At 67.5% G+C, this 24,026-nt stretch carries 19 protein-coding genes and 2 tRNA genes; 11 read left to right on the top strand and 10 right to left on the bottom strand.

The annotated features are described in order from the left end of the window. Positions 1 to 30 precede the first annotated feature (30 nt). From C1931_RS13165 to C1931_RS13125, 9 genes are read left to right on the top strand one after another with little or no spacing between them, the layout of a single operon-like run. Positions 31 to 1,119, top strand: coding sequence for an acetylornithine deacetylase (locus C1931_RS13165; RefSeq protein ID WP_108756676.1), 1,089 nt, complete (start codon positions 31 to 33; stop codon positions 1,117 to 1,119). Positions 1,120 to 1,143: 24 nt separating this feature from the next. After that, positions 1,144 to 2,472, top strand: coding sequence for an acetylglutamate kinase (locus tag C1931_RS13160; RefSeq protein ID WP_108756675.1), 1,329 nt, complete (start codon positions 1,144 to 1,146; stop codon positions 2,470 to 2,472). 3 nt (positions 2,473 to 2,475) lie between these two features. After that, on the top strand, positions 2,476 to 3,078 hold the full coding sequence (locus tag C1931_RS13155) for a GNAT family protein (RefSeq protein ID WP_108756674.1): 603 nt from the start codon (positions 2,476 to 2,478) through the stop codon (positions 3,076 to 3,078). Beyond that, positions 3,075 to 4,028 (top strand): N-acetyl-gamma-glutamyl-phosphate reductase, encoded by a 954-nt coding sequence (argC, locus tag C1931_RS13150; protein WP_108756673.1) that lies wholly within the window; start codon positions 3,075 to 3,077, stop codon positions 4,026 to 4,028. The genes C1931_RS13155 and argC overlap by 4 nt, the downstream gene beginning before the upstream one ends. Positions 4,029 to 4,050: 22 nt before the next feature. Further along, positions 4,051 to 5,346, top strand: coding sequence for an argininosuccinate lyase (gene argH / locus C1931_RS13145; RefSeq protein WP_108756672.1), 1,296 nt, complete (start codon positions 4,051 to 4,053; stop codon positions 5,344 to 5,346). Then, positions 5,346 to 5,705, top strand: a complete 360-nt coding sequence (locus tag C1931_RS13140) for a cupin domain-containing protein (protein WP_108756671.1) — start codon at positions 5,346 to 5,348, stop codon at positions 5,703 to 5,705. The genes argH and C1931_RS13140 overlap by 1 nt, the downstream gene beginning before the upstream one ends. Then, complete coding sequence (locus tag C1931_RS13135; protein ID WP_108756670.1) at positions 5,702 to 5,962, top strand: YciI family protein; 261 nt, start codon at positions 5,702 to 5,704, stop codon at positions 5,960 to 5,962. Before C1931_RS13140 ends, C1931_RS13135 begins: the two co-directional genes overlap by 4 nt. Positions 5,963 to 5,972: 10 nt before the next feature. Then, positions 5,973 to 7,130, top strand: a complete 1,158-nt coding sequence (gene proB, locus C1931_RS13130) for a glutamate 5-kinase (protein WP_108756669.1) — start codon at positions 5,973 to 5,975, stop codon at positions 7,128 to 7,130. Then, a complete protein-coding gene (locus tag C1931_RS13125) occupies positions 7,127 to 8,395 on the top strand; it encodes a glutamate-5-semialdehyde dehydrogenase (RefSeq protein ID WP_108756668.1) in 1,269 nt (422 codons plus the stop codon). Before proB ends, C1931_RS13125 begins: the two co-directional genes overlap by 4 nt. Positions 8,396 to 9,442: 1,047 nt before the next feature. Here the strand turns inward: C1931_RS13125 and pgaD are convergent. The 10 genes from pgaD to C1931_RS13075 all read right to left on the bottom strand — a co-directional run bounded on the left by pgaD (position 9,443) and on the right by C1931_RS13075 (position 20,187). Then, on the bottom strand, positions 9,443 to 9,934 hold the full coding sequence (pgaD, locus tag C1931_RS13120; RefSeq protein WP_108756667.1) for a poly-beta-1,6-N-acetyl-D-glucosamine biosynthesis protein PgaD: 492 nt from the start codon (positions 9,932 to 9,934) through the stop codon (positions 9,443 to 9,445). After that, entirely contained in the window at positions 9,931 to 11,184 is a 1,254-nt protein-coding gene (pgaC, locus tag C1931_RS13115) for a poly-beta-1,6-N-acetyl-D-glucosamine synthase (protein WP_108750122.1), read from the bottom strand. The genes pgaD and pgaC overlap by 4 nt, the downstream gene beginning before the upstream one ends. A 1-nt stretch (position 11,185) precedes the next feature. Continuing rightward, positions 11,186 to 13,075 (bottom strand): poly-beta-1,6-N-acetyl-D-glucosamine N-deacetylase PgaB, encoded by a 1,890-nt coding sequence (pgaB, locus tag C1931_RS13110; protein ID WP_108757761.1) that lies wholly within the window; start codon positions 13,073 to 13,075, stop codon positions 11,186 to 11,188. A gap of 10 nt (positions 13,076 to 13,085) precedes the next feature. Beyond that, a complete protein-coding gene (pgaA, locus tag C1931_RS13105) occupies positions 13,086 to 15,125 on the bottom strand; it encodes a poly-beta-1,6 N-acetyl-D-glucosamine export porin PgaA (RefSeq protein ID WP_108757762.1) in 2,040 nt (679 codons plus the stop codon). Positions 15,126 to 15,462: 337 nt separating this feature from the next. Next, the gene (locus tag C1931_RS13100; RefSeq protein WP_108756666.1) at positions 15,463 to 16,668 is read right to left on the bottom strand and encodes an MFS transporter; all 1,206 of its coding nucleotides are present in this window, start codon (positions 16,666 to 16,668) and stop codon (positions 15,463 to 15,465) included. 199 nt (positions 16,669 to 16,867) lie between these two features. After that, a tRNA-Pro gene (locus C1931_RS13095) sits at positions 16,868 to 16,944 on the bottom strand. 140 nt (positions 16,945 to 17,084) lie between these two features. After that, positions 17,085 to 17,161: transfer RNA gene (locus tag C1931_RS13090), tRNA-Pro, on the bottom strand. A 55-nt stretch (positions 17,162 to 17,216) separates the two neighbouring features. Further along, positions 17,217 to 17,333 (bottom strand): cytochrome bd-I oxidase subunit CydX, encoded by a 117-nt coding sequence (cydX, locus tag C1931_RS13085; protein ID WP_108750119.1) that lies wholly within the window; start codon positions 17,331 to 17,333, stop codon positions 17,217 to 17,219. Between the two features lie 94 nt (positions 17,334 to 17,427). Next, on the bottom strand, positions 17,428 to 18,582 hold the full coding sequence (gene cydB, locus C1931_RS13080) for a cytochrome d ubiquinol oxidase subunit II (RefSeq protein ID WP_108756665.1): 1,155 nt from the start codon (positions 18,580 to 18,582) through the stop codon (positions 17,428 to 17,430). A 15-nt stretch (positions 18,583 to 18,597) separates the two neighbouring features. Further along, positions 18,598 to 20,187 (bottom strand): cytochrome ubiquinol oxidase subunit I, encoded by a 1,590-nt coding sequence (locus C1931_RS13075; RefSeq protein ID WP_108753616.1) that lies wholly within the window; start codon positions 20,185 to 20,187, stop codon positions 18,598 to 18,600. 227 nt (positions 20,188 to 20,414) lie between these two features. Here C1931_RS13075 and cydD point away from each other — a divergent pair, with 227 nt between their 5' ends. Next, complete coding sequence (gene cydD / locus C1931_RS13070) at positions 20,415 to 22,160, top strand: thiol reductant ABC exporter subunit CydD (protein WP_108757760.1); 1,746 nt, start codon at positions 20,415 to 20,417, stop codon at positions 22,158 to 22,160. Then, positions 22,157 to 23,830: a thiol reductant ABC exporter subunit CydC gene (gene cydC, locus C1931_RS13065; protein ID WP_108756664.1), complete on the top strand. Its 1,674-nt coding sequence runs from the start codon at positions 22,157 to 22,159 to the stop codon at positions 23,828 to 23,830. The genes cydD and cydC overlap by 4 nt, the downstream gene beginning before the upstream one ends. Positions 23,831 to 24,026: the final 196 nt, after the last annotated feature.

The following is a 24,026-nucleotide window of genomic DNA, read 5'->3' as shown; positions in this document are numbered from 1 at the left end:
CCGGCGGAATTCCACAGGAACTGTTGATTCATGCTTGAACAGACGCTCGACCACCTGCAGGCCCTGGTGTCCTTCGACACCCGCAACCCGCCGCGTGCCATCACCACCGGCGGCATCTTCGATTACCTGCGCGACCATCTGCCCGGCTTCAACGTCGAGGTGATCGACCACGGTGCCGGTGCGGTCAGCCTGTACGCGGTGCGCGGTACGCCGAAGTACCTGTTCAACGTGCACCTGGATACCGTGCCCGATTCGCCGCACTGGACTGCCGATCCGCACGTGATGCGCCGCCTGGACGACCGCGTGGTCGGCCTTGGCGTGTGCGATATCAAGGGCGCGGCGGCGGCACTGGTGGCCGCGGCCAACGCCAGCGATGGCGATGCGGCGTTCCTGTTCTCCAGTGACGAAGAAGCCAACGATCCGCGCTGCATCGCCGCGTTCCTGGCCCGTGGCCTGCCTTACGAGGCGGTGCTGGTGGCCGAACCGACCATGAGCGAGGCGGTGCTGGCGCACCGTGGCATCAGCTCGGTGCTGATGCAGTTCTCCGGCCGCGCCGGCCATGCCTCGGGCAAGCAGGATGCCGCCGCCAGTGCGCTGCACCAGGCCATGCGCTGGGGCAACCGCGCGCTGGACCACGTGGAATCGCTGGCCTCGGCGCGCTTCGGCGGCCTGACCGGCCTGCGCTTCAACATCGGCCGCGTGGAAGGGGGCATCAAGGCCAACATGATCGCGCCCGCCGCCGAGGTGCGCTTCGGTTTCCGCCCGCTGCCGTCGATGGACATCGATGCGCTGCTGGCCACCTTCGCCGGTTTCGCCGAGCCGGAAGCGGCGGTGTTCACCGAAACCTTCCGTGGCCCCAGCCTGCCGGCCGGTGACATTGCCGAAGCCGAGCACCGCCGCCTGCTGGCGCGCGACGTGGCCGATGCGCTGGACCTGCCGATCGGCAACGCAGTGGATTTCTGGACCGAAGCCTCGCTGTTCTCCGCCGGTGGCTACACCACGCTGGTGTTCGGCCCGGGCGACATCGCCCAGGCGCATACCGCCGATGAGTTCGTGACGCTGGACCAGCTGCAGCGCTATACCGACGCCGTGCACCGCATCATCGCCGCCGGCGCCTGATTCCTCCTTTCCGACGAAACCGAAATGTCTCCTGCCCTCCAGCCCCACCGCCAGACCCGCCAGACCATCGTGCGCCTGCTTTCCAGCATGGCCAGCGCGAAGGAGATCAGCCAGTACCTCAAGCGCTTTTCGCAGCTGGATGCCAAGCGCTTCGCTGTGGTGAAGGTTGGCGGTGCCGTGCTGCGCGACGACCTTGAAGCGCTGACCTCCTCGCTGTCCTTCCTGCAGGAAGTGGGCCTGACCCCGATCGTGCTGCACGGCGCCGGCCCGCAGCTGGATGCGGAACTGTCCGCGGCCGGCATCGAGAAGCAGACCGTCAACGGCCTGCGCGTGACCTCGCCGGAAGCCCTGGCCATCGTGCGCCGGGTGTTCCAGCAGTCCAACCTGCGCCTGGTCGAAGCGCTGCAGCAGAACGGTGCGCGTGCCACGTCCATTACCGGCGGCGTGTTCGAAGCCGAGTACCTGGACCTGGACACCTACGGTCTGGTGGGCGAAGTGAAGAAGGTGAACCTGGCGCCGATCGAAGCCAGCCTGCGCGCCGGCTCCATTCCGGTCATCACCAGCCTGGGTGAAACCGCCGGTGGGCAAATCCTGAACGTCAACGCCGACTTCGCCGCCAACGAGCTGGTGCAGGAACTGCAGCCCTACAAGATCATTTTCCTGACCGGCACCGGCGGCCTGCTGGACGAGCAGGGCACGGTGATCGATTCGATCAACCTGTCCACCGAGTACGACCACTTGATCGCGCAGCCGTGGATCCACGGCGGCATGAAGGTGAAGATCGAACAGATCAAGGACCTGCTGGATCGCCTGCCGCTGGAATCGTCGGTGTCGATCACCCGTCCGGCCGACCTGGCCAAGGAACTGTTCACCCACAAGGGTTCGGGCACGCTGGTGCGCAAGGGCGAAAAAGTGCTGCGCGCCACCGAATGGAGCGAGCTGGACCTGCCGCGGCTGAAGGGGCTGATCGAATCCAGCTTCGGCCGCACCCTGGTGCCCGATTACTTCCAGAAGACCCGCCTGCTGCGCGCATACGTGAGCGAGAACTACCGCACCGCGGTCATCCTCACCGACGAGGCCGAGGGCGTGTACCTGGACAAGTTCGCGGTGCTGGACGATGCGCAGGGCGAGGGCCTGGGTCGGGCGGTGTGGAACGTGATGCTGGACGAAACCCCGCAGCTGTTCTGGCGCTCGCGCCATGGCAACCCGATCAACCACTTCTATTACGCCGAATCCGATGGCTGCTACAAGCAGGACCAGTGGAAGGTGTTCTGGTTCGGCGCCGATGGCATCGACCGCATCAAGACCTATGTCGACCACTGCGCCCAGCGCACGCCGAGCCTGCAGGGCTGAGCCATGATGCCTGCCGATGCCTGGAACAGCGTTCCCACCCTGCGCGGCCAGCACGTACTGCTGGAACCGTTGCAGTGTGCGCACGTGCCTGGCCTGGCCGCGGCTTTGGAAGGCAGCGGCCTGGACCAGCTCTGGTACACCCAGGTGCCTTCGCCGCGGCAGGCAGGGCACTACGTGCAGGCCGCGCTGGATGCACAGGCCGAAGGCAAGGTGCTGCCGTTCGTGATCCGTGATGCGGCCGGCGCCATCGTCGGCAGCACCCGCTTCTATGGGCTGGAAGCGGACGTTCCCAGACTCAGCCTGGGGTACACCTGGTATGCACCGCGCGTGCAGCGCACCGGGGTGAACACCGAGGCCAAGCTGCTGTTGCTGCAGCACGCCTTCGAGGTGATGGGCTGCATCAGCGTGGTGCTGGAAACCAGCTGGTTCAACCATGCCTCGCGCGCCGCCATCGCCCGCCTGGGTGCCAAGCAGGACGGCGTGCTGCGCAACCACAAGCGGCATGCCGACGGCACGCCGCGTGACACTGTCATCTTTTCCATCATCGACGCGGAATGGCAGGGCGTGAAGCGCCACCTGCAGCACCGCCTGGACCAACACGCATGAACGATTCGACTTTCACCCTGGGCATTGTCGGTGCCCGTGGCCATACCGGCGCCGAGCTGATCAAGCTGGTGGCCGCCCACCCGCGCTTGAAGCTGGCCTTCGTGTCTTCGCGCGAGCGTGCCGGCCAGCGCCTGGCCGACCACCATCCGGAAGTGCAGGGCGACCTGCAGTACGAAAACCTGGATGCCGATGCCGTGGCCGCCAAGGGCGTGGATGCGGTGATCCTGGCCCTGCCCAATGGCCTGGCCGCCCCGTTCGTGGCCGCGCTGGACGCCGCCAGGCCTGACACGGTGATCGTCGATCTGTCGGCCGATTACCGCTTCGACAACGGCTGGTACTACGGCCTGCCCGAGCTCACCCGCAGCCGTTACAGCGGCCAGAAGCACATCAGCAACCCGGGCTGCTACGCCACCGCGATGCAGCTGGCCGTGCACCCGCTGCTGGACCTGCTGGCCGGCCCGCCGCAGTGCTTCGGTGTGTCCGGCTACTCCGGCGCCGGCACCACGCCGTCGGACAAGAACAACGTCGAGCTGCTGGCCGACAACCTGATGCCGTACGCGCTGACCAACCACGTGCACGAGCGCGAGGTGTCGGTGCAGCTGGGCGTGGCCGTGGAGTTCATGCCGCACGTGGCGCCGCACTTCCGTGGCATCACCCTGACCGCGAACCTGTGGTTGAACCAGGTGCAGACCCGCGAGCAGATCGTCGCGCGTTTCCAGCAGGCCTACGCCGGCGAACCGCTGGTGGAGGTGGTGGACGAAGCACCGTGGGTCAGCCGCATTGCCGGCCGCCACGGCGCCCAGATCGGTGGTTTCACCCTGGCACCCGGTGGCAAGCGGGTGGTGGTGGTGGCCACCCTGGACAACCTGCTGAAGGGTGCGGCCACCCAGGCCATGCAGAACCTCAACCTTGCGCTGGGCATCGACGAACTGACGTCGATCCCGCACTGAACACGTATTACGGAGCCCCCCCATGGCAGACCTTCTTTGGCAGAAGCCGGGCGTCGCGGTAGACGCACAGATCCAGACCTTCCTCGCCGGCGATGACGTGATCCTCGACCGTGAGTTCTTCCTGCACGATATCGCCGCCAGCGCCGCGCACGCCGAAGGCCTGCAGCACATCGGCATCCTCAGTGCCGACGAACTGGCCGGCCTGCTGCGTGAACTGGACCTGCTGGCGCAGGACTTCCGCGCTGGCCGTTTCGTGCTGGACACCCAGTACGAAGACGGGCATTCGGCCATCGAAGCGCGCCTGACCGAACGCCTGGGCGATGCCGGGCGCAAGATCCACACCGGGCGCAGCCGCAATGACCAGATCCTGGTGGCCACCCGCCTGTGGCTGAAGGAAAAGCTGCAGCGCGTGGCCCATCTGAGCGCCGAAGTGGCCAAGGTGGCGCTGGACCGCGCGCAGGCCGAGAAGGACCTGCCGATTCCCGGCTACACCCACATCCAGCGTGCCGTGGTGTCTTCGGCGGGCATGTGGTGGGCCGGTTGGGCCGAAGCCTTCATCGACAACGCGGTGCGCGCGCGCGACACCCACGCTCTGGTGGATGCCAACCCGCTGGGCACCGCCGCCGGCTATGGCGTGAACCTGCCGCTGGACCGCGAACACACCACCGCTGCGCTGGGCTTTGCGCGCATGCAGGTGTCGCCGATCTACGCACAGCTGTCGCGTGGCAAGTTCGAACTGGCCGCGCTGGAAGCGCTGGGTGGCGCCACGCTGGACCTGCGTCGCATCGCCTGGGATCTTTCCCTGTTCACCAGTGCCGAATTCGGTTTCGTCGCACTGCCGGCGCAGTACACCACCGGCAGTTCGATCATGCCGAACAAGCGCAACCCGGACGTGATCGAATTGATGCGCGCCACCCACGCCAGCGTGGCCGCGGCGCGTACCGAGATCGAGCAGCTGCTGTCGCTGCCGTCGGGCTACCACCGCGACCTGCAGTCGTCCAAGGGCGCCATCTTCCACGGCTTCGGTCGCGGCCTGGCCGCGCTGGAACTGCTGCCGGCGCTGCTGGCCAACCTGGAGTGGCGCGACGACAAGCTGCGCGCAGCCATCGATTCGGGCATGTATGCCACCGACGTTGCGGTGGAAGCGGCCGTGGCCGGCGTGCCGTTCCGCGAGGCCTACAAGGCCGCCGCTGCCGGCGCCGACAGTGCAGGGCAGGGGCGTACCCCGGAAGGCAGCCTGGCCGCGCGCGTGTCGCCCGGTTCGGCCGCCGACCTGCGCCTGGACGAACTGCGCGCGCGCTGGCTGGCGCTGGCCTGATGAGCGCGGTCAGCACCGCCAGCGCGCGGCACTACACCTGGGGTGGCAGCTGCGATGGCTGGCACCTGCTGGACGTGCCGGACCTGAGCGTGATCGAAGAGCGCATGCCGCCGGGCAGCGCTGAAGCCCGGCACCGCCACCAGCGCTCGCGGCAGTTCTTCCGCGTGCTGGAAGGCGAGGCGCAACTGGAGCTGGACGGCGTAGTGCACTGCCTGCAGGCCGGCGATGGCCTGCACGTGCCGCCCGGCGCGGCGCACCAGATGCGCAACGCCTCGGCCGCCGATGTGCGCTTCCTGGTGGTGTCTGCGCCGCACAGCCACGGTGATCGCGAACCTGCACCTCTGGAGCCCCTGCAATGAACACCCACTACCTGGTCATGGCCCTGCGCCTGCCGACGTTCACCCAGGCCGCGGTGCAGCCGCACCTGGATTTCCTGGACGCGCTGCGCGAGCAGGGCCAGTTGCAGCTGACCGGTGGCTTCACCGATGGCAGCGGCGGCGCCTACGTGCTGTGCAACGTGGACAGCCTGGCGCAGGCCCAGGCCATCGTCGCCACCGATCCGCTGGTGACGATGCAGGCCTCGCAGTTGACCGTGCACGAATGGCGTACCCGCTGAGACCCCGCTGATGACACACCCCGCCGCCCACGTCGCCTCGCCGTTCCCCGAACAAGCGCTGCCGCCGTGGCGGCGTGCGGTGCTGAAGGTGGGCAGCAGTCTGCTGGCCGCCGATGGTGGCGGGCTGTCGCCGCGCCATGCGCTGGGCCTGGCCCAGTTCGTGTCGGCCCATGTGCTGGCCGGCCGCGAAGTAGTGATCGTCTCCTCCGGCGCTGTCGCGGCGGGGCGGGCGATCCTGCCGCGCGTGGATGAACCCGGCGCCGCCATGGCCGCCCGCCAGGCGCTGGCCGCACTGGGCCAGGCGCAGCTGATCGGTTTGTGGCAGCGCTTCTTCGAGCGGCCGGTGGCGCAGGTACTGCTGACCCACGACGACCTGCGCAACCGCCGCCGCTACCTCAATGCGCGCGCAACGCTGAACGAGCTGCTGCGGCTGGGTGCATTGCCGGTGGTGAACGAGAACGACACCGTTTCGGTGGACGAACTCAAGCTCGGTGACAACGACAACCTGGCCGCCACGGTGGCCGCGCTGGTCGATGCCGATGCGCTGTTCATCGCCACCGACATCGACGGGCTGTACAGCGCCGACCCGCGCACGGTGGCCTACGCGCGGCCGCTGCACGACGTGGCCGAGCTGAGCGATGCCGTGCTGGCCATGGCCGGCGGTGCCGGCTCGCGTGCCGGTACCGGTGGCATGCGGACCAAGCTGGAAGCCGCTGCCAAGGCCGGCCGGCTCGGCATTGAAACCTATCTGTTCAACGGTCGCAGCGGTGACGTGGTGCGCGCGCTGACCCGCGATCGGCTGTTTGGCACGCGCATCCACGCCGCACGCAGCCGTGAAGCGGCGCGCAAGCATTGGCTGCGGCATGCGCCGCTGGCCGAGGGCGCGATCCTGGTCGATGCCGGTGCTGCGCAGGCCATGCGCGAGAAGGGCGCCTCGCTGTTGCCCGGCGGCATTACCGGCGCCGACGGCGCGTTCCGTCGCGGTGACATGGTGCAGGTGTGCTGGAACAGCGAGGCGGGGCGGGTCTGCGTGGCGCGCGGGGTCAGCCAGTACGCCGCCGACGATGTGCGCCGCATCGCCGGCCGCCACACGCGCGACATCCAGGCCGTGCTCGGCTACAACTACGGTGGCACGGTCGTGCATCGCGACGATCTGGTGCTGCCATGAACGAACTGCAGGACATCCCCATGAGTGAAATCGAAGCGCAGGCGCGGGCCTGCCGTGATGCGGCCACGGTGGTTGCCGGGCTGGACACTGCGGCGCGCCGTGCGCTGCTGCTGTCCATGGCTCAGGCTCTGGAAGTGAACGCTGGCCTGATCCTGGCCGGCAACGCACGCGATCTGGCAGCAGCGCGGGAAAAAGGCGTGGGTACGGCGATGCTGGACCGCCTGGCGTTGGACCCGGCGCGGTTGTTCGGCATGGCCGAAGCGGTGCGCGACGTGGCTGCGCTGCCCGATCCGGTCGGGCAGGTAACCCGCGACGATGTGCGCCCCAATGGCATCCGCGTGCAGAAGGTGCGCGTGCCGCTGGGCGTGATCGCGATGATCTACGAGGCACGCCCGAACGTGACCGCAGAGGCCGCCGCGCTGTGCCTGAAGGCCGGCAACGGGGTGATCCTGCGCGGTGGTTCCGAGGCCATCCATTCCAACACTGCCATCGCCCAGGCCCTGGCCGGTGCGCTGAAGGCCAACGGCGTACCGCCGGCGGCGGTGACCGTGCTGACCGATCTGCGCCGCGAGGCCATGCTGGAACTGCTGCAGCTGCACGAGCTGATCGACCTGGCCATTCCGCGTGGCGGTGAAGGCCTGATCCGCTTCGTTGCCGAGCACGCGCGGGTCCCGGTCATCAAGCACTACAAGGGTGTCTGCCATCTGTTCGTGGATGCCAGCGCCGATCTGGACAAGGCCGTTGCGCTGCTGGTGGATGGCAAGTGCAGCCGCCCGGCGGCCTGCAATTCGCTGGAAACGCTGCTGGTGCACCGCGACGTGGCCGAGGCATTCCTGCCGCGTGCGGCGCAGGCGCTGGGCGAGCGCGGGGTGGAGCTGCGTGCCGACGCGCGCGCGCAGTCGTTGCTTCCGGGCAGCACGGCCGCTACCGACGAGGATTTCGCTGCCGAATTCCTCGATCTGGTGCTGGCAGTGGGCGTGGTCGATGACCTGGATGCGGCAATCGCCCACATCCGCACGTATACCTCCGACCATACCGAAGTGATTGCGACCGAAGACGCCGGCAATGCCGAGCGCTTCGTCAACGCGCTGCGTTCGGCGGTGGTAATGGTCAACGCGTCCTCGCGTTTCTCCGACGGTGGGCAGCTGGGGCTGGGCAGCGAGATCGGCATTTCCACCACGCGCCTGCACGCGTATGGGCCGATGGGCCTGGAAGCGCTGACCGTGGAACAGTTCGTAGTGCGCGGCGAAGGGCAGACCCGGTAGGGGGCTTTGCGGCAGGGCCTGCGGCCCTGCACCTGCTGCACGTCAACGTCAACGTCAGAAGCGGGATGTCCGTGGGATGGCGGGGCGGTGTCGGAATGCGGGGACGCCGCAAGTCCCCCTCCGGGGCCCGGCCCAGCCGCTGGCGGCTGTGCGTTCGGGCGCTTGCGAAGCAGTGCTTCGCAAGCAAAGCGCCCTCACCCCTGTAGGCTTGTCAGCCGCATCCATGCGGCTGACACCCCGCATTCCGACACCGCCCCGCCTCTGACAGTGTCCCGCGATCTGTCGGAACGGCAGCGGGGTCGGATCCCGTTGCTGCGCAACGGGCTCTGACCCCGAGGAAATGCATCCACGCATGGCGTGGATCTACTGTGTCGACCAAGGTCGACACCTACCGTCGGCGTGCTGTGTCAGAACGGTAGCGGGGTCGGATCCCGTTGCTGCGCAACGGGCTCTGACCCCGGAATTGTTTCGGCATCCGTCAGTAGATCCACGCCATGCGTGGATGATTCATTCGATACCTGACAGATGTGTCGACCAAGGTCGACACCTACCGTTGGCAAGCGCTGCCGGAACGGCAAGGGGTCGGATCCCGTTGCTGCGCACCGGGCTCCGACCCTGGATTCAATATTCGATTTTCATGGAAGTTCATCCACGCATGGCGTGGATCTACTGTGTCGACCAAGGTCGACACCTACCGTCGGCGTGCTGTGTCAGAACGGCAGCGGGGTCGGATCCCGTTGCTGCGCAACGGGCTCTGACCCCGGATTGAATATTCGATTTCGATGGAAGTTCATCCACGCATGGCGTGGATCTACTGTGTCGACCAAGGTCGACACCTACCAGCAGCCGCGGGAATCTGTCAGAGGTGGGGCGGTGTGGGTGGGCAGGACCGCAGGCGCCATGGATGGCGCCTACGAGCCTACACGGACGTACTTGCGGCGTGTCCTGCCCACCCACACCGCCCCGCCACCCACGGATACCCAGCTGTTGACGTTGCTCTTGCTTGAAGCAGGTGCAGGGCTGCAAGCCCTGCCAAAAAAACACCCCTTACAAAAGCGGCTGCCGCGTCAGGCCGACCGGGCGTGCGTTGTCATCCATGTGCAGCGTCACCGCCTTGGCATTCACCAGCAGATCGGCCAGTGCATCGCTGGCGCCCAGCGAATGGGCGATCTCCGCCCGGCTCGAATCCACCCGCGGCGCGCGCCGCTCCTTGCCGGCGAAACGGTAGCGGTTGTACTCGGCCCAGGCGATCAGCAGCAGCGCGCAGCACACCAGGATGATCGGCAGCGCGATCATCACGAACGGATCCAGATGCTGCTTGTGCTGGTACAACTGCACGAACGCCATCTGCCCGCCCAGCAGCCACGAGATCAGCGTGACCAGTGGTGCCCACAGGTAGAAGTAGAAGCCCCAGAAGGCCAGGGTGACGAAGCCCCAGGCCGTGCGCTGCAGGCGCGGCTGCTGGCGAGGCTTCTGGATCAACCGCGAATCGAAGCGGTTGGACGGTTTCTTGGTGGTGGTGCCACGTACGGTGCTCATCGGATCCCCCGGTCAGGGCTGACCCAGGTGGCGCGCTTGCCGCGGCGCTTGAACAGCGTCTTCGGCAACGCCACCAGAGTGGTGAACAGGCTGATCAACCAGTACGCCATCGGGTACCAGATGACCCAGAAGTAGTTGCGTCCAATGTGTGTTTCGTAACGACGGTCGATGATCAGGCTGCTGGCGAACTGCAGCAGACAGACCAGCGCCAGGATCACGCCGTGCCATTGCGGCAGCAGCGTATCGATGTACAGCGGAGCCGGCAGCGGAACGAACTTGCCCAGCGCCCACAGCACCACGATCAGCAACATGGTGTACGCCCAGAACACGCTCAGGATGTACTCCAGCAATACCCCCCACATCCGCCGCTTGCGCCAGCTGAACAGCGAAGTGCCATGCCGCAGCAGCACCTCCACGCCACCCTGGGCCCAGCGCAGGCGCTGCCGCCACAGACCCTTCAGGGTTTCGGGCATCAGGATGAAGCACAGCGCGTTGGGCTCGTAACGGATGTCCCAGTGGTCCAGCTGCAGGCGCCAGCTGATGTCGATGTCCTCGGTCACCATGTCGTCGGCCCAGTAGCCGATGCGGTGCAGGGCGGTACGGCGGAACGCGGCGATCACCCCGGACACGGTGAAGATGCGCCCGTACACGCGCTGGGCGCGCTTGATCATGCCGATGATCGAGGAGAACTCGGCCACCTGCAGGCGACCCAGCAGGGTGGAGCGGTTGCGGATGCGCGGGTTGCCGGTCACCGCGCCCACGCGTGGGCCGCTGGTCAGGTGCCAGACCATCCAGTGCATCGCGAACTCTTCCAGCATCGCATCGCCATCGATGCACACCAGGTATTCCGAACGCGCGGCCAGGGCGCCCATGCGCAGTGCATTGGCCTTGCCCAGGTTGCGGTCCAGGTGCACCACGCGCAGGCGCGGGTGCTGTGCGGCCAGTGCGTCCAGGCGCGCGCCGGTGTCATCGCGGCTGCCATCGTTGATGGCGATCACCTCGAAATCCGGGTAGCGCTGGGCCAGCGCCGCGCCGATGGTGTCGTCCAGGTTGTCCGATTCGTTGTGGCAGGGAATCAGCAGCGTGGCGAACGGGTATTCGGCCATCGGTGGCGGATCGTTGCGCGGCCGCGACTTCCGCTCGCGGCGGAAGAAGTAGTACAGGCCACCGGACATCCAGAAGAACGCCATCACCATCGGGTAGAAGAAGGCGAACTGGAACAGGGCATACAGCCAGGGGCTCATGTCCATGTCACTTCTCCGGGTACGGGAAGTTGCGCGCAGACATCGCGGCGCGCGCGTCCACGGTCGACGGCTTGTCGGCAATGAAATCGTCCGGGTACCACGCGAAGTGGCGTACACCCTGTGCCTGCAGGCGGCGCACCTGGGCGCGCAGGCGCTGGCCGCTGATCGGCGTCTGCGTGCGCCAGTCCACGGTCTGCAGCTCGAACATGGTGTGCTTCAGGTCCGGGTCGTGCGCGCGCACGGCGGTGACCAGGCGGTCCAGCCAACGCTCGGGGTGGCGGCTGCCTTCCATCCACGGCATGGCCATCAGCGCGGTGCGGTCGTAGGCCTTGTTGAACAGGTCCAGGCGCTGGGCGAACCAGGTGGCGCTCTGCGGTTCCAGCACCGGCTGGGCGTACAGGTTGCGCACCGTGCCCAGCTTCGGCCGCCAGCGCTGCGCGCTGTCACGCAGTTCCAGGGTGAAGTCGATCAGTGCCTGGGTGCGGCCGCCATCGGGGCCTTCCTGCGGCAGCTGCGCCAGTTCGGTGTCGCGCACGTAGGCATCGTCATGGAACAGCAGGCCTTCGAAGTACGAATTGATGGCCAGGTCTTCGTAGATGTCCTTGATGATCTGCCGCGCCTGCGGCTTGGTGAAGTCCAACCGGTACATGCCATCGTGTTCGGGGCTGGCGATGCCCAGCGCGCTGCGCTGCGCGGCGTCGGGCAGTTCGTAGCCCAGCACCGGCAGCCACGCATACACCTTCACCCCGGCGCGGGTCTTCAGCTGCCAGGCCACGCGGTTGAACAGGTCCGCACGCATCGGCAGGTGGCGGTTGGGGAAGTACAGTGCATCGGCGGTGTTGTTGCCGTCCGGATCGGCGAAGGCCTGCAGGTAGACGTGGGTCGGGCCGACCTTCTTCACCCGCTCGATCAGCGCATCCAGGTTGCGCGCCTGCTGCGCAGGGTTGGCGTCGTACACCGAATCCATGTCGATCTGCAGCGCGCGGGTGCCGTCCAGGCCGACATTGCGGCGCAGTTCAAAGGCCAGCGAGGCCGTGTTCGGGTTGTTGGTCACCAGCAGGCGTGCCAGGCCGTGCAGGTCGCGGGTCACCGGCGTGCTGCGGCCTTCCAGGTCGAACGACACCGGCATGCCCAGCTGCTCGGCAATATCGTTGCTCAGCTGGTTGTAGGCGGCGTACGGCCAGACGATCGCCTTCGGCGTCACCCCCAGCTCTTTCCTGATCAGCTGCACGCTGCGGCCCAGGTCGGCGCGCAGGCGCTGTTCGTACTCCTGCGCGGTTTCGTAGCGCTGCGCCTTCGGGTCGTACACACGGGTGATCACCGCCGGGGTCTGGTTGCCCTGCGGGTTGGACTGCACGCCGTGGTGCAGGTTGTCGGTGTGGCTGGCCAGTTCGATCAGCCCGCTGGACTGCATCTCGCGCAGCTGTGCCCAGGTCAGGAAATCGTCATGGCCGAACGGGCGGTAGCCGTAGTCGATGGTGCGGCCCGGTGCCATGTCCACGTAATCGGTGATCACCGCCACCAGCGCCGGGTAGTTGTAGGCACGCAGCAGGGGGTACACGCGCGTGTAGACGCTGCGCAGGCCGTCATCGAAGGTCAGCAGCACCGGCCGCGGCGGCAGCGTGGCTTCCCCGCGCGAGGCCTTGATCAGCTGCGACAGCGAGATCGGGTGGTAGCCATGCGCCGACAGCCAGTCCAGGTGTGCGGCGAAGTTCTGCGTGCTGACCGCGTAGGCGTCGGCGTCGGCCTTTTCGCGCACGTCATCGCGGATGTCGTGGTAGCTCAGGATCAGCAGGCCGTTGTCGCTGGCATCCAGCTCGGTGGGCTGCTGGGCGCCGGCCGGCAGTGCCAGGGCCAGCAGGCCCAGCAGCACGGTGGTCATCAGGTAGCGAAGCATCCGTTCCATCTCACTCTCCCCAGCGCAGCGCGGCATCGAAGCCGATATGACGTTCACGTTGGCCGTCGTAGACCGGCCGCGACCAGCTCACCCCGTATTCCAGGATGCGCCCCTGGCTGAACTGCCATTCGTGGCGGTAGGCCACGCTGGGAATCAGTGCGCTGCCATAGCCTTCCTGCCAGTAGTCGCCCAGCGACACCGTCAGGCGGTGGCGGAAGTGGCGTTCGTAGTGGCGCCACAACTGCTGGTCGATGCGCAGGCCGATTTCCACCGAGCGGTCGCGCGAGGGATTGAAGTACGGTGCGTCGTCCTGGCTGCCACGGCTGGTGTAGACGCTGCCCAGGCCATCGATCAGCAGGCGCGGGCGGGTCAGCAGGCGCTGTTCGATGGCGCTGGTCAGGGTGTCGCGGCGGTTGCCGTCGTCGTAGCGGAAGTGGCTGCCACCCAGGCTCCAGTGGGTGCGCTCGTTGCGCGTGTAGTCCACGGCCACGGCCACGCTGTCGGCGGTGATGCCCGAGACGCGGGCCTGCATCGAGGCTTCCGGATCGTTGCGCGCGGCAGTGACGCCGGCATGCCACTGATCATTGAACTGCCAGCCGAAGCCACCGCGCAGACCGGTGTCGCCGATGCTGTCGTTGGGACGAAGCACGGCGGCTTCGGCGTCTGCGTGGCCGAAGCGGTAGCGCACGCCGGCACCCATCCACAGCGGGTTGATCTTCTGGTCCTGGAAGGTGACCGAGCGGCGGTCGGCGAAGGCGAACAGCCGCCAGCGGTCGTCCAGGATGGGCGTGGCCACTTCCATGCCGTAATGCAGGTCGTCGTTGCCCAGCGGCGAGGTGCCGCCGCCGCCCGAGCTGCGGCCGCCTTCAACGGTGGCCTGCAGCTGCCAGCCGCGGTGTGCGCGCCAGTCGCGGTCCATGCGCAGCACCGAGGGCTGGTTGGGGTAGCGTTCCAGCAGATCGTCGTGCAGCGGCCGCGCCAGATCGTCGCGCTGCAGCTGCACGTAGGCTTCGTGCATGCCCAGGCGCGGCGAGACGTCGCGCGGGTCCAGCGTGTAGGCCATCTGGTGGCGTTCCAGCGAACGCCGCGGCCAGCCGCGCATCTGGTACACGCTGCCCAGCGCGGTCTGCAGGCCGCCGTTGCCCGGGCCTACGTCCACCAGGGCTTCCAGTTCGCGCTGCGCGGTGGGCAGGTCGCCGCTGTAGGCGCGGATCATCGCCAGGTTCACGTCGGCCTCGTAGCGCGCCCAGTTGGCGTACGGGCTCTTGCCGCCGCCCCAGCGCCAGGCCGGTTCGTCCTTCTGCCACGCCTGCAGGTAGCCGATGGCTTTTTCTGCCTGCTCGGTTTCCAGGTAGGCGTAGGCCAATTCAGAGCGCGACTGGAAGCGCGACGGATCGTTCTTCACCGCCGCTTCCAGCAGCGGAATGGCTTCGTCGGGGTGCTGGGTGGCCATCATCGAATCGCCCACCGCCGGCAGCACATAGTCGGGCAGGGCATGGCCTTCGGCCTGCAGGGCGCGTGCTTCATCGCGCACCTGTGCGTGCCGTGACAGGCGGTTGAGCAGGATCAGCCGGTCCATGCGGATGCGCAGGGGGGCCTGCGCCAGCGGCGTGCCGTCGCGCTGCACGTACTGCTCCATTTCAGCCAGCGCATCCTCGGCCTCGTCCAGGCGCGAATCTTCGGTCTGGCCGTAGGCCAGGCTCCAGTTAACCAGCTTGGCTACGTAGTTCGCTTCCAGCCGGGCCTTCTGGTCGGCATCGAACAACTGCGGCCGTGCCTGGTACAGGCGCCAGGCGCGGTGCGCATTGCCGATGTCGCCCAAGGTGAGCACCTGCAGCTTGTACAGCAGGTCATCGTTGGGTTCGACCTGCTGCGCGCGCTCGATGGCGGCCAGCGCATCAACCCAGTGGGCCTGGTCACGGTAATGGCCGATTTCAGCCAGCCGATCGGCACGGGTGGCCTGGGTGGGCGGCGGCGCCGCGTGGGCCCCGGACGCCAGAGCGGCGCAGGCCAGGCCGACGCAGAGCGCCAGCGGTCGATGAACAACCATGAATTCCCCCTTCAGCATCCATTCTTAGACGATGTGCAAAAAGTGTGACGCACATCACATGCCAACTTTAGCCGACACGCCCCAAGGAGGCCAGAGCCTCGCTGTTCCCTCTACACGCAAGCGCCACCGGATACAGGCCATTTCCGTCGCACCGTCCCTTCCGCCAAAGGCTTGGACTGCGAAATCACGTTGAACCGGCCGCCGCAGCGGCGCGGTGCGCAGGCACGGTGGGCGCGCCCCGGCCAATGGGCCTGGAAGCGCCCCGCGTCAGCTTTGGACACGCTACGTCAGTTCGCGCCGAAGCGGTGTGTAGACGCGCGGGGGAAGGTGGCCCGGATCACCACAGATCTTCCAGGCGGCGCGGCTTGCACGCCACCCAGGACGCGCACAGCATCACCGTGGCACAACCGAACAGGAAGCCGAACGGCAGGCCCCAGCCGTTGCTGACCGTGTGCAGCCAGCCGACCAGGAACGGCCCCAGGCAGCTGAAGCTGTAACCCACGCCCTGCATGAAGCCGGACAGCGCCGCCGAGCCGGTGGCGGTGCGCGTGCGCAGGTTGATCAGGGTCAGTGCCAGCGGGAAGGTGGACGGGCCCACGCCCAGCAGGGCGGCCCACAGCAGGGGCGCCTTCATCGGCGCCAGCAGCAGGCCGGCAAAGGCGATCACGAACGAGAAGAAGCCGATCAGCACCAGCGGGAACGGGTTCTGCAGGCGCACCGCCAGCGACGGGATGATCAGCGACGGCAGCAGCCCCAGCGCCGAGAACACGGCCACCATCACCCCGCCGAAGGCCGGCGTGGCGCCGGCTTCCACCACGATGCGCGGCAGCCAGGTGAACATCGAATAGGTCATCAGCGAGGTCATGCCGAACATCAGCGACATGCTCCAGCCCAGCGACGTGCGCCAGACCTTGCCATGCGGCTGGGCGCTGGGATCGTTGGCCGCCAGCTGCGCGTGCGGCGCGCGGCGGGCCAGCATCAGCCACGGCAGGGCGGCGGCCAGGGCCAGCAGCGCCCACATGCCCAGCGACACGCGCCAACCGGCCGCCTGCGCGACCGGCACCGCCAGCAGCGCCGGCAGCATGGTGCCCAGCTGCAGCATGCTGATGTACAGCGTGCTCATGGTGCCCACCTTGTTGGCGAAGTAGCGCTTCACCAGCGGCGGTACCACTACGTTGCCGATGCCCATGCCGGCCAGGGCCATCACCGAGCCCAGCAGCAGGGTGCCGACGTTGCCGGCGCTGGAGCGCAGCAGCAGGCCGGCCATGGCCAGGGTCATGGCCAGCAGGGTGGTGCGTTCCAACCCCAGGCGCCGGGCCAGGGCCGGGGTGGCCACGCCGAACAGGGCGAACGAGGCGGTCGGCAGCATGCCCAGCACGCCGGTCATGGTGGTGCCGAAGCCGAAATGCTGGCCCAGCACGTCCAGCAGCGGGGTGATGGAGGTGACAGCGGTGCGCAGGTTCACTGCCGCCAGCAGGATGGCGGCGAAGGCGAGCAGCCGCCCGTGCAGCAGTGAGGGCGAGTCGTGGGAGGCAGTGGTCATGCGGAATCCTTGCAGGTGGCGCACGCGGGAACATGGGCGTGCAGCGGCGGCACCAGACCGGGCCGGTGCGACAGGTGGGGGCAGGGGGCCATTGTACGTGGCCGCGGCATTGCGGCCGCCACGTGGGCGGGGCGCCGATTTCAGATACAAAAAAACCCGGAGGACTGTCGTCTTCCAGGCTTCTTGCTGACCACCGAAGTGGTCGGGGAGACAGGATTCGAACCTGCGACCTCTACGTCCCGAACGTAGCGCTCTACCAGACTGAGCTACACCCCGAAGGGAGCCGCCTATTCTAGCTGTTCACCCCGATGGCGGCAAGGGGTGAAAGCCGTTTCCTTCACACTGCCAGGGCAGTGTCACTTCAGGGAACAAAAAAGCCTGGACAACTTCACCAGGCTTCAATGCGACCACAAAAGTGGTCGGGGAGACAGGATTCGAACCTGCGACCTCTACGTCCCGAACGTAGCGCTCTACCAGACTGAGCTACACCCCGAAGGAGCCGCCTAAGATACCGTGTGAAGGCCAAGGCGGCAAGGCTTTTTTACAACTCAGCGACGGTTTTCCTGTTCGAGCCGGTTCTGCTCGCGCGATTCGAACCACATGCCGTTGAGGATGGCCACGGTGGAGGCCAGGCCGGTGCCGAGAATCCAGGCGAAATACCACATGTTCGTTTCTCCTTCGTTCGGTGAAGGTGCCGACCGTGGGTCGGCACACCTTGCTTGTGGGTGGGTGCCGACCGTTGGTCGGCACACCTTCAAATCAATACGCGTTCGGGTTCTCGTCCATCTCTTCGGTGGTCGTCTTGCCCTTCAGTACGCGGTACACCCAGGTGGTGTAGGCCAGGATGATCGGCAGGAAGATCGCCGTGGCCACCAGCATGATGCCCAGCGTCAGGTGGCTGGACGAGCTGTCCCAGACGGTCAGGCTGGAACCGGGCTGGCTGGAAGACGGCAGCAGGAACGGGAAGATGGCAAAGCCCACGGTGAGGATGATGCCGGCAATCGACGCGCCCGAGGCGATGAATGCCAGACCGCCGCGACGGGCCCGCAGCAGCGCCGCGCTGCCCAGTGCACCCAGCAGGCCCAGCACCGGGAACACGATCGTGAGCGGCATGCTGCTGTAGTTGCGCAGCCAACCGCCGGCGGCCGTACCGATGGCCGCTGTCTTCAGCAGCGGGTTGGTCGGGCCGTCGGTCACCACCTGCGAGGTGATCTGGTAGCCGGGCAGGCCGAAGGCCACCCAGGCACCGGCTGCGGCGAACAGCACGAAGCTGATGATCGCCGCCACGCTGCCGTAGCGGGCGGCACGATCGGCCACCGGGCCATCGGTCTTGATCACCAGCATGGCTGCGCCGTGCGACACCAGCATCGCCACGCTCACCAGGCCGGCCACCAGGGCGAACGGGGTCAGCAGGCCGAAGAACGAGCCGGTGTAGAAGATGCGCATGCTGTCATCGAAGTGGAACGGCACGCCCAGCAGCACGTTGCCCACGGCCACACCGGCGATCAGGCCCGGCAGCAGGCCACCGACGAACAGCACCCGGTCCCAGTTGTCGCGCCAGCGCTTGCTGGGCAGCTTGCTGCGATACTTGAAGCCGACCGGGCGCAGGATCAGCCCGAACAGCATGGCAAACACCGCCAGGTAGAAGCCGGAGAAGCTGACCGCATACAGCGGCGGCCACGCGGCGAAGATCGCGCCGCCACCCAGCACCAGCCACACCTGGTTGCCTTCCCACACCGGGCCGACGGTGTTGATCACCAGTCGGCGCTCTTCATCGGTCTTGGCCACGAAGGGCAGCAGGGTGCCCACGCCCAGGTCGAAGCCGTCCATCACCGCCCAGCCGATCAGCAGGATGCCCAGCAGCAACCACCAGATCACGCGCAGCGTGGTGTAATCCAATCCAAGAAATTCCATGTGCGTTCTCCTGCCTCAGACCTGGCCGGGGGCCGGCATTGCGGCATTGGGGGATGCGGGGCGGATGTCGGCCTGCAGCGTCGGCAGGATCTCGTCCGGGCCCTTGCGGATCGCCTTCAGCATCAGCTTCACCTCGATCACCAGCAGCACCGTGTACAGCGCGGTGAAGATGGCCAGCGTGGTCAGGATTTCATGCAGGGCCAGGCCCGACGCGGCATAGAAGGTGGGCAGCACGCCATCCACCGCCCACGGCTGGCGACCGTATTCGGCCACGAACCAACCGCACTCGATCGCAATCCACGGCACCGGCAGCGACCACACCGCCAGCTTCAGGAACCAGCGCTTGTCCTGGAAGTTGTTGCGGCAGGAGAAGTAGAACGCCAGGGCGAAGAAGGCGATCAGGTAGAAGCCCAGGCCGGCCATCACGCGGAAGGTCCAGAACAACGGTGCCACACGCGGCACGGTATCCAGCGCGGCCTTGGAGATTTCTTCCGGCGTGGCGTTGAGGATGTCCTCGCGGTAACGCTTCAGCAGCAGGCCGTGGCCCAGGTCCTGCCAGTGGCGGTCGAACATCTCGCGCGCTTCCACATCGTCCTTGTTGGCACGGATGCGTTCCAGCGCACCGTAGGCCAGCTGGCCGCCGCGGATGCGGTGTTCGGCGCGCTCCACCAGTTCCAGGATGCCCGGGATCGGCTGGTTGGTGGAACGGGTGGCGATCAGGCCCATCAGGTACGGGATCTTGATCGCATAGTCGTTCTGCTGGGTGGTCTGGTTGGGAATGCCGAAGGCGGTGAAGTCGGCCGGCGCACGCTCGGTTTCCCACATCGCTTCAATGGCGGCCAGCTTCATCTTCTGGTGTTCGCTGGCGGCGTAACCACTTTCGTCACCCAGCACCACCACCGACAGCGACGACAGCAGGCCGAAAGCAGCGGCCACCGCGAACGAGCGGCGGGCCATGTCGCGGTGCTTGTTGCGCAGCAGGTACAGGGCGCTGATCGACATCACGAAGATCGCACCGGTCACGTAGCCGGCGCTGACGGTGTGCACGAACTTGGCCTGGGCCACCGGGTTCAGCAGCACGGCGGCGAAATCCACCACTTCCATGCGCATCGTTTCCGGGTTGAACACCGCGCCGGTCGGGTTCTGCATCCAGCCGTTGGCGATCAGGATCCACACGGCCGACAGATTGGTGCCCAGCGCCATCAGCCAGGTCACCGTCAGGTGCTTGACCGGGCTCAGCCGCTTCCAGCCGAAGAAGAACAGGCCGATGAAGGTGGCTTCCAGGAAGAACGCCATCAGGCCTTCGATGGCCAGCGGCGCACCGAAGATATCGCCCACGTAGTGGCTGTAGTACGACCAGTTCATGCCGAACTGGAATTCCATCACCAGGCCGGTGGCCACGCCGATGGCGAAGTTGATGCCGAACAGGGCGCCCCAGAACAGGGTCATCTGGCGCCAGACCTGCTTGCGGGTCATCACGTATACGCTTTCCATGATGGCCACCATGAAAGACAGGCCAAGGGTGAGCGGTACGAATAGGAAGTGGTACATCGCGGTCAAAGCGAATTGCAGCCGCGACAGTTCTACGACTGTCTGATCAATCATGGCCTGGCTACCTCGTTGGATAGTGCCGTTGCAGGTGGCGGGAAGGGTGGTCTACGGGGTGGATGATGTGACCGACTACTTCAAACAGCCTTGATCCAGATCAATGTATGAATGGCTCTGCACAGGGATCGTATGCCAAACCGGATGAAGACTGCGACCGCTGGCCGCAGGGGAGGGTGCCTGTGTGTGCCTACAATGCCGGCCATGCCCTGTTGCCCGTGACCCCCTTGAGCGCTGCCGAATCTTCCGCTGTTGACACCGACCCGCACGCCGAATCGGCCCTGCAGCGGCGTACCCGTACGGCCTGGCTGGCCGATCTGGCACGCGCGGCGCGTGGCCGCCAGCGTCTGGCGGGGCTGTGCCTGGGCCTGTCCGGCGCGTTGCTGATCGGCCAGGCCGCGGCCATCGCCTGGCTGGTGCAGCACGTGCTGGTGCAGCGTGCGCCGCTGGCGTCGGGGCTGCCGGTGCTGGCCGGGCTGGTGGTCATCCTGCTGCTGCGCACCACACTGGCCGGCGCCAGCCAGGCCGCCGCAGGCGACGTGGCCGATGCCGCGCGCCTGGCCCTGCGCGAGCGCGTGTTCGCACGCCTGCTGGGGCAGGGCCCGCTGTGGCTGCGGCAGCGTCGCACCGGCGAGCTGGGTGAATTGATGCTGCATCACGGTGATGCGATTGAGAACTATTACAGCGGTTTCCTGCCGGTACGCACCGAAGTGGTGGTGGTGCCGCTGCTGATCCTGGCGGCGGTGGCCTGGGTGGACTGGGTGGTGGCGCTGATCCTGCTGTTCACCGCGCCGCTGGTGCCGTTCTTCATGATGCTGGTCGGCTGGGGTGCTGAAGCCGCAGGGCGTGCGCAGCTGGGTGAACTGGCGCGCATGAGCGGGCACTTCGCCGATCGCATCAAGGGGCTGGGCCTGCTGCGCCTGTACGGCCGCGGCGATGCCGAACTGGCCGGTGTGGAAGCGGCGGCCGAAGGCGTGCGGGTGCGCACGATGAAGGTACTGCGCATCGCCTTTCTGTCGTCCACCGTGCTGGAATTCTTCGCCTCGGTCAGCGTGGCGATGGTGGCGCTCTACCTGGGCCTGAGCTACCTGGGCCTGATGTCATTGCATGCCAGCGTGCCCACCCTGGGTGCGGGTCTGTTCTGCCTGCTGCTGGCGCCGGAGTTCTACGCGCCGCTGCGGCGGCTGGCAGCCCACTATCACGACCGTGCCAATGCGCTGGCCGCTGCCGCCGAAGTGGAACGCCTGCTGCACGCATTGCCGGAAGAAACGGCGTTGCCGGACGAAGGCATGGCCACGCGCGCGCCCGAACCGGCCGAGGCCGCGTTGCCGCCGCTGCAGGCGCAGGGCCTGGTGCTGCGCCCGCTGGGCGCGCCGCAGGATGTGCTGAGTGGGCTGGATGTACGCCTGGAACCCGGCCAGCGCCTGGCCCTGGTTGGCCCCAGTGGTTCGGGCAAGAGCACGCTGCTGGAGGCACTGGCGGGCTGGCTGCCGCCGCGCGAAGGCCGCGTGCTGGTGCGCCCCGGCGTGCAGGTGGCCTACGCCAGCCAGCGCCCGTACCTGTTCCATGGCTCGATTGCCGATAACCTGCTCCTGGCCGATCCCGGTGCCAGCGATGCACGGTTGCGCGCGGTGGCCGAGGCGGCACAGGTGCTGCAGTTCGCCCAGCGCCTGCCGCAGGGCCTGGATACGATGATCGGTGAGCGCGGCTTCGGCTTGTCCGGTGGCGAAGCACGGCGCATCGGCCTGGCGCGGTTGCTGCTGCGCGATCCGCAGGTGCTGCTGCTGGACGAGCCCACTGCGTTCCTGGATGCCGACACCGAGGCCGCACTGCTGCGCAGCCTGGCCGCCTATGCGCGTGGCCGCGCCGTGGTGGTGGCCACCCACAGCCCGGCGGTGATCGCCTGGGCCGATCGCTGCCTGCTGCTGCCTGAAGGCCGCCTGGTGGACCCGGCGCAGGCGGTGCACGCATGAGCCGCTCGCCCGATTCGCTGCGCGCGGTATTCATGCGCCACCGTCCGCGGCTGCTGCTGACCGTGCTGCTGCTGTGGATCACGATGCTGGCCGGCACCGCGTTGCTGGGGCTGTCCGGTGGCTTCCTGACCGCCGCGGCGCTGGCCGGTGCCGCAGGCTTGGCGCAGGGCTTCAATTTCTTCTCGCCGTCGGCCGGCATCCGCGGGCTGACCATGGCCCGCATCGTCTCGCGCTATTTCGAAAAACTGGTGGGCCACGATGCCACCCTGCGCATCGCCCGCGACCTGCGCGTGTGGTTCTTCCGCCGCGCGCTGCCGCTGGCACCGGCGCGGCTGGGGGCCACCCGTACCGGTGAACTGCTGGCACGCCTGCTGGGTGACATCGGCGAGGTCGATGGACTGCTGGTGCGCGCGCTCGGGCCGCTGTTCGCGCTCGCTGCGCTGTCACTGGTGGCCATTGCATCGGCAGCGCTGATCCTGCCGGCGGCGGCCGTGCTGCTGGCCGTGCTGGCAGTGCTGATCGGCTTCGGCGTGCCGTGGCTGGGCGTGCGCGGGCGCGATGCCGAAGAAGCCGACCGTGCTGCGCATCGCGCCGCGTTGCGCACCGCTGCGTTCGAAGGGCTGGAAGGCGCGGGTGACCTGGCGGCCCTGCATGCGGGTACCGCGTGGCAGTTGAAGGTGCGCGTTGCGGCCAAGCAACTGGCGGCGCGCGATCGGCGCCGGCGCTGGCGCCTGATTGCAGCGTCCACCCTGCACGGCGCGGTGGCCGGGCTGGGCCTGGTCAGCATGTTGGCGCTGGCCCTGCACGCGGCCGAACAGCAGCGTATTGCTGCGGAAATGGCCGCAGGCCTGGTGTTCCTGACCGTGGCGCTGATCGAGCTGTGGGCCGGCATGGGCCTGGCCTGGCAATCGCTGCAGTCTGGCCGTATTGCGGCCGATCGCCTGCAGGCCGTCGTCGAGCAGCCCGCCGCCGTGGACGAGCCGCACTCGCCGCAGCCGGTGCCGCAGGCATCGGCGGTGCAGTGGGAAGACGTGCATTTCCAGTGGCCGGGCGCGGCGCGGCCGGTGCTGTGCGGGCTGCAGCTGCATCTGGCGCCGGGCGAACGCATCGCGATCCGTGGTGACAGTGGGTGCGGCAAGACCACCCTGTCCAGCCTGCTGCTGCGCCTGTGGGACCCGCAGCAGGGGCGCCTGAGCTATGGCGGCCAGGACCTGCGCACGTTCGCACAGGCCGATTGGCACCGGCAACTGGCCTGGCTGCCGCAGAACGCGCCGGTCTTTGCCGGCAGCGTGGCCGACAACCTGCGCCTGGGCGACCCGGAAGCCAGCGATGCCACACTGTGGGCCGTGCTGCGGCGGGTGCGGCTGGGTGAGTGGGCCGAGCGCAACAGCGGCCTGCAGACCTGGGTGGGGGAGAACGGCGCGACGATGTCGGCCGGGCAGGCCCGTCGCCTTGCGCTGGCCCGCGCGCTGCTGCGCAATGCGCCCATCCTGGTGCTGGACGAACCCACCGAAGGGCTGGACGTGGACACCGCGCACGCGTTGTTGCGCGACCTGCCGGCGCTGCTGGACGGCCGCAGCCTGCTGATGATCACCCACGACGACCTGCCGGACGGCGTGGTGGATGCGCAGTACCGATTGCGTGACGGTGTGCTGGAGCGGGAAACGTAATCGCGGTGGTAGCGCCGGGCCATGCCCGGCGGCCGTTTGCGTGATGGCGTGCCGACCGGCACATCCACGCATTGCGTGGATCTACGGGTGTCGTGCCGCCTGGTAGCGCTGAGCCATGCCCGGCGGCCGTTTGCGTGATGGCGTGCCGACCGGCACATCCACGCATGGCGTGGATCTACCGGTGTCGCCCCCCCCT

It is taken from the genome of Stenotrophomonas sp. YAU14A_MKIMI4_1 (assembly GCF_003086855.1).
Classification (GTDB): Bacteria; Pseudomonadota; Gammaproteobacteria; order Xanthomonadales; family Xanthomonadaceae; genus Stenotrophomonas.
The sequence above is the reverse complement of the archived record's forward strand: the minus strand, read 5'-3'. Positions and strand labels throughout refer to the sequence as shown.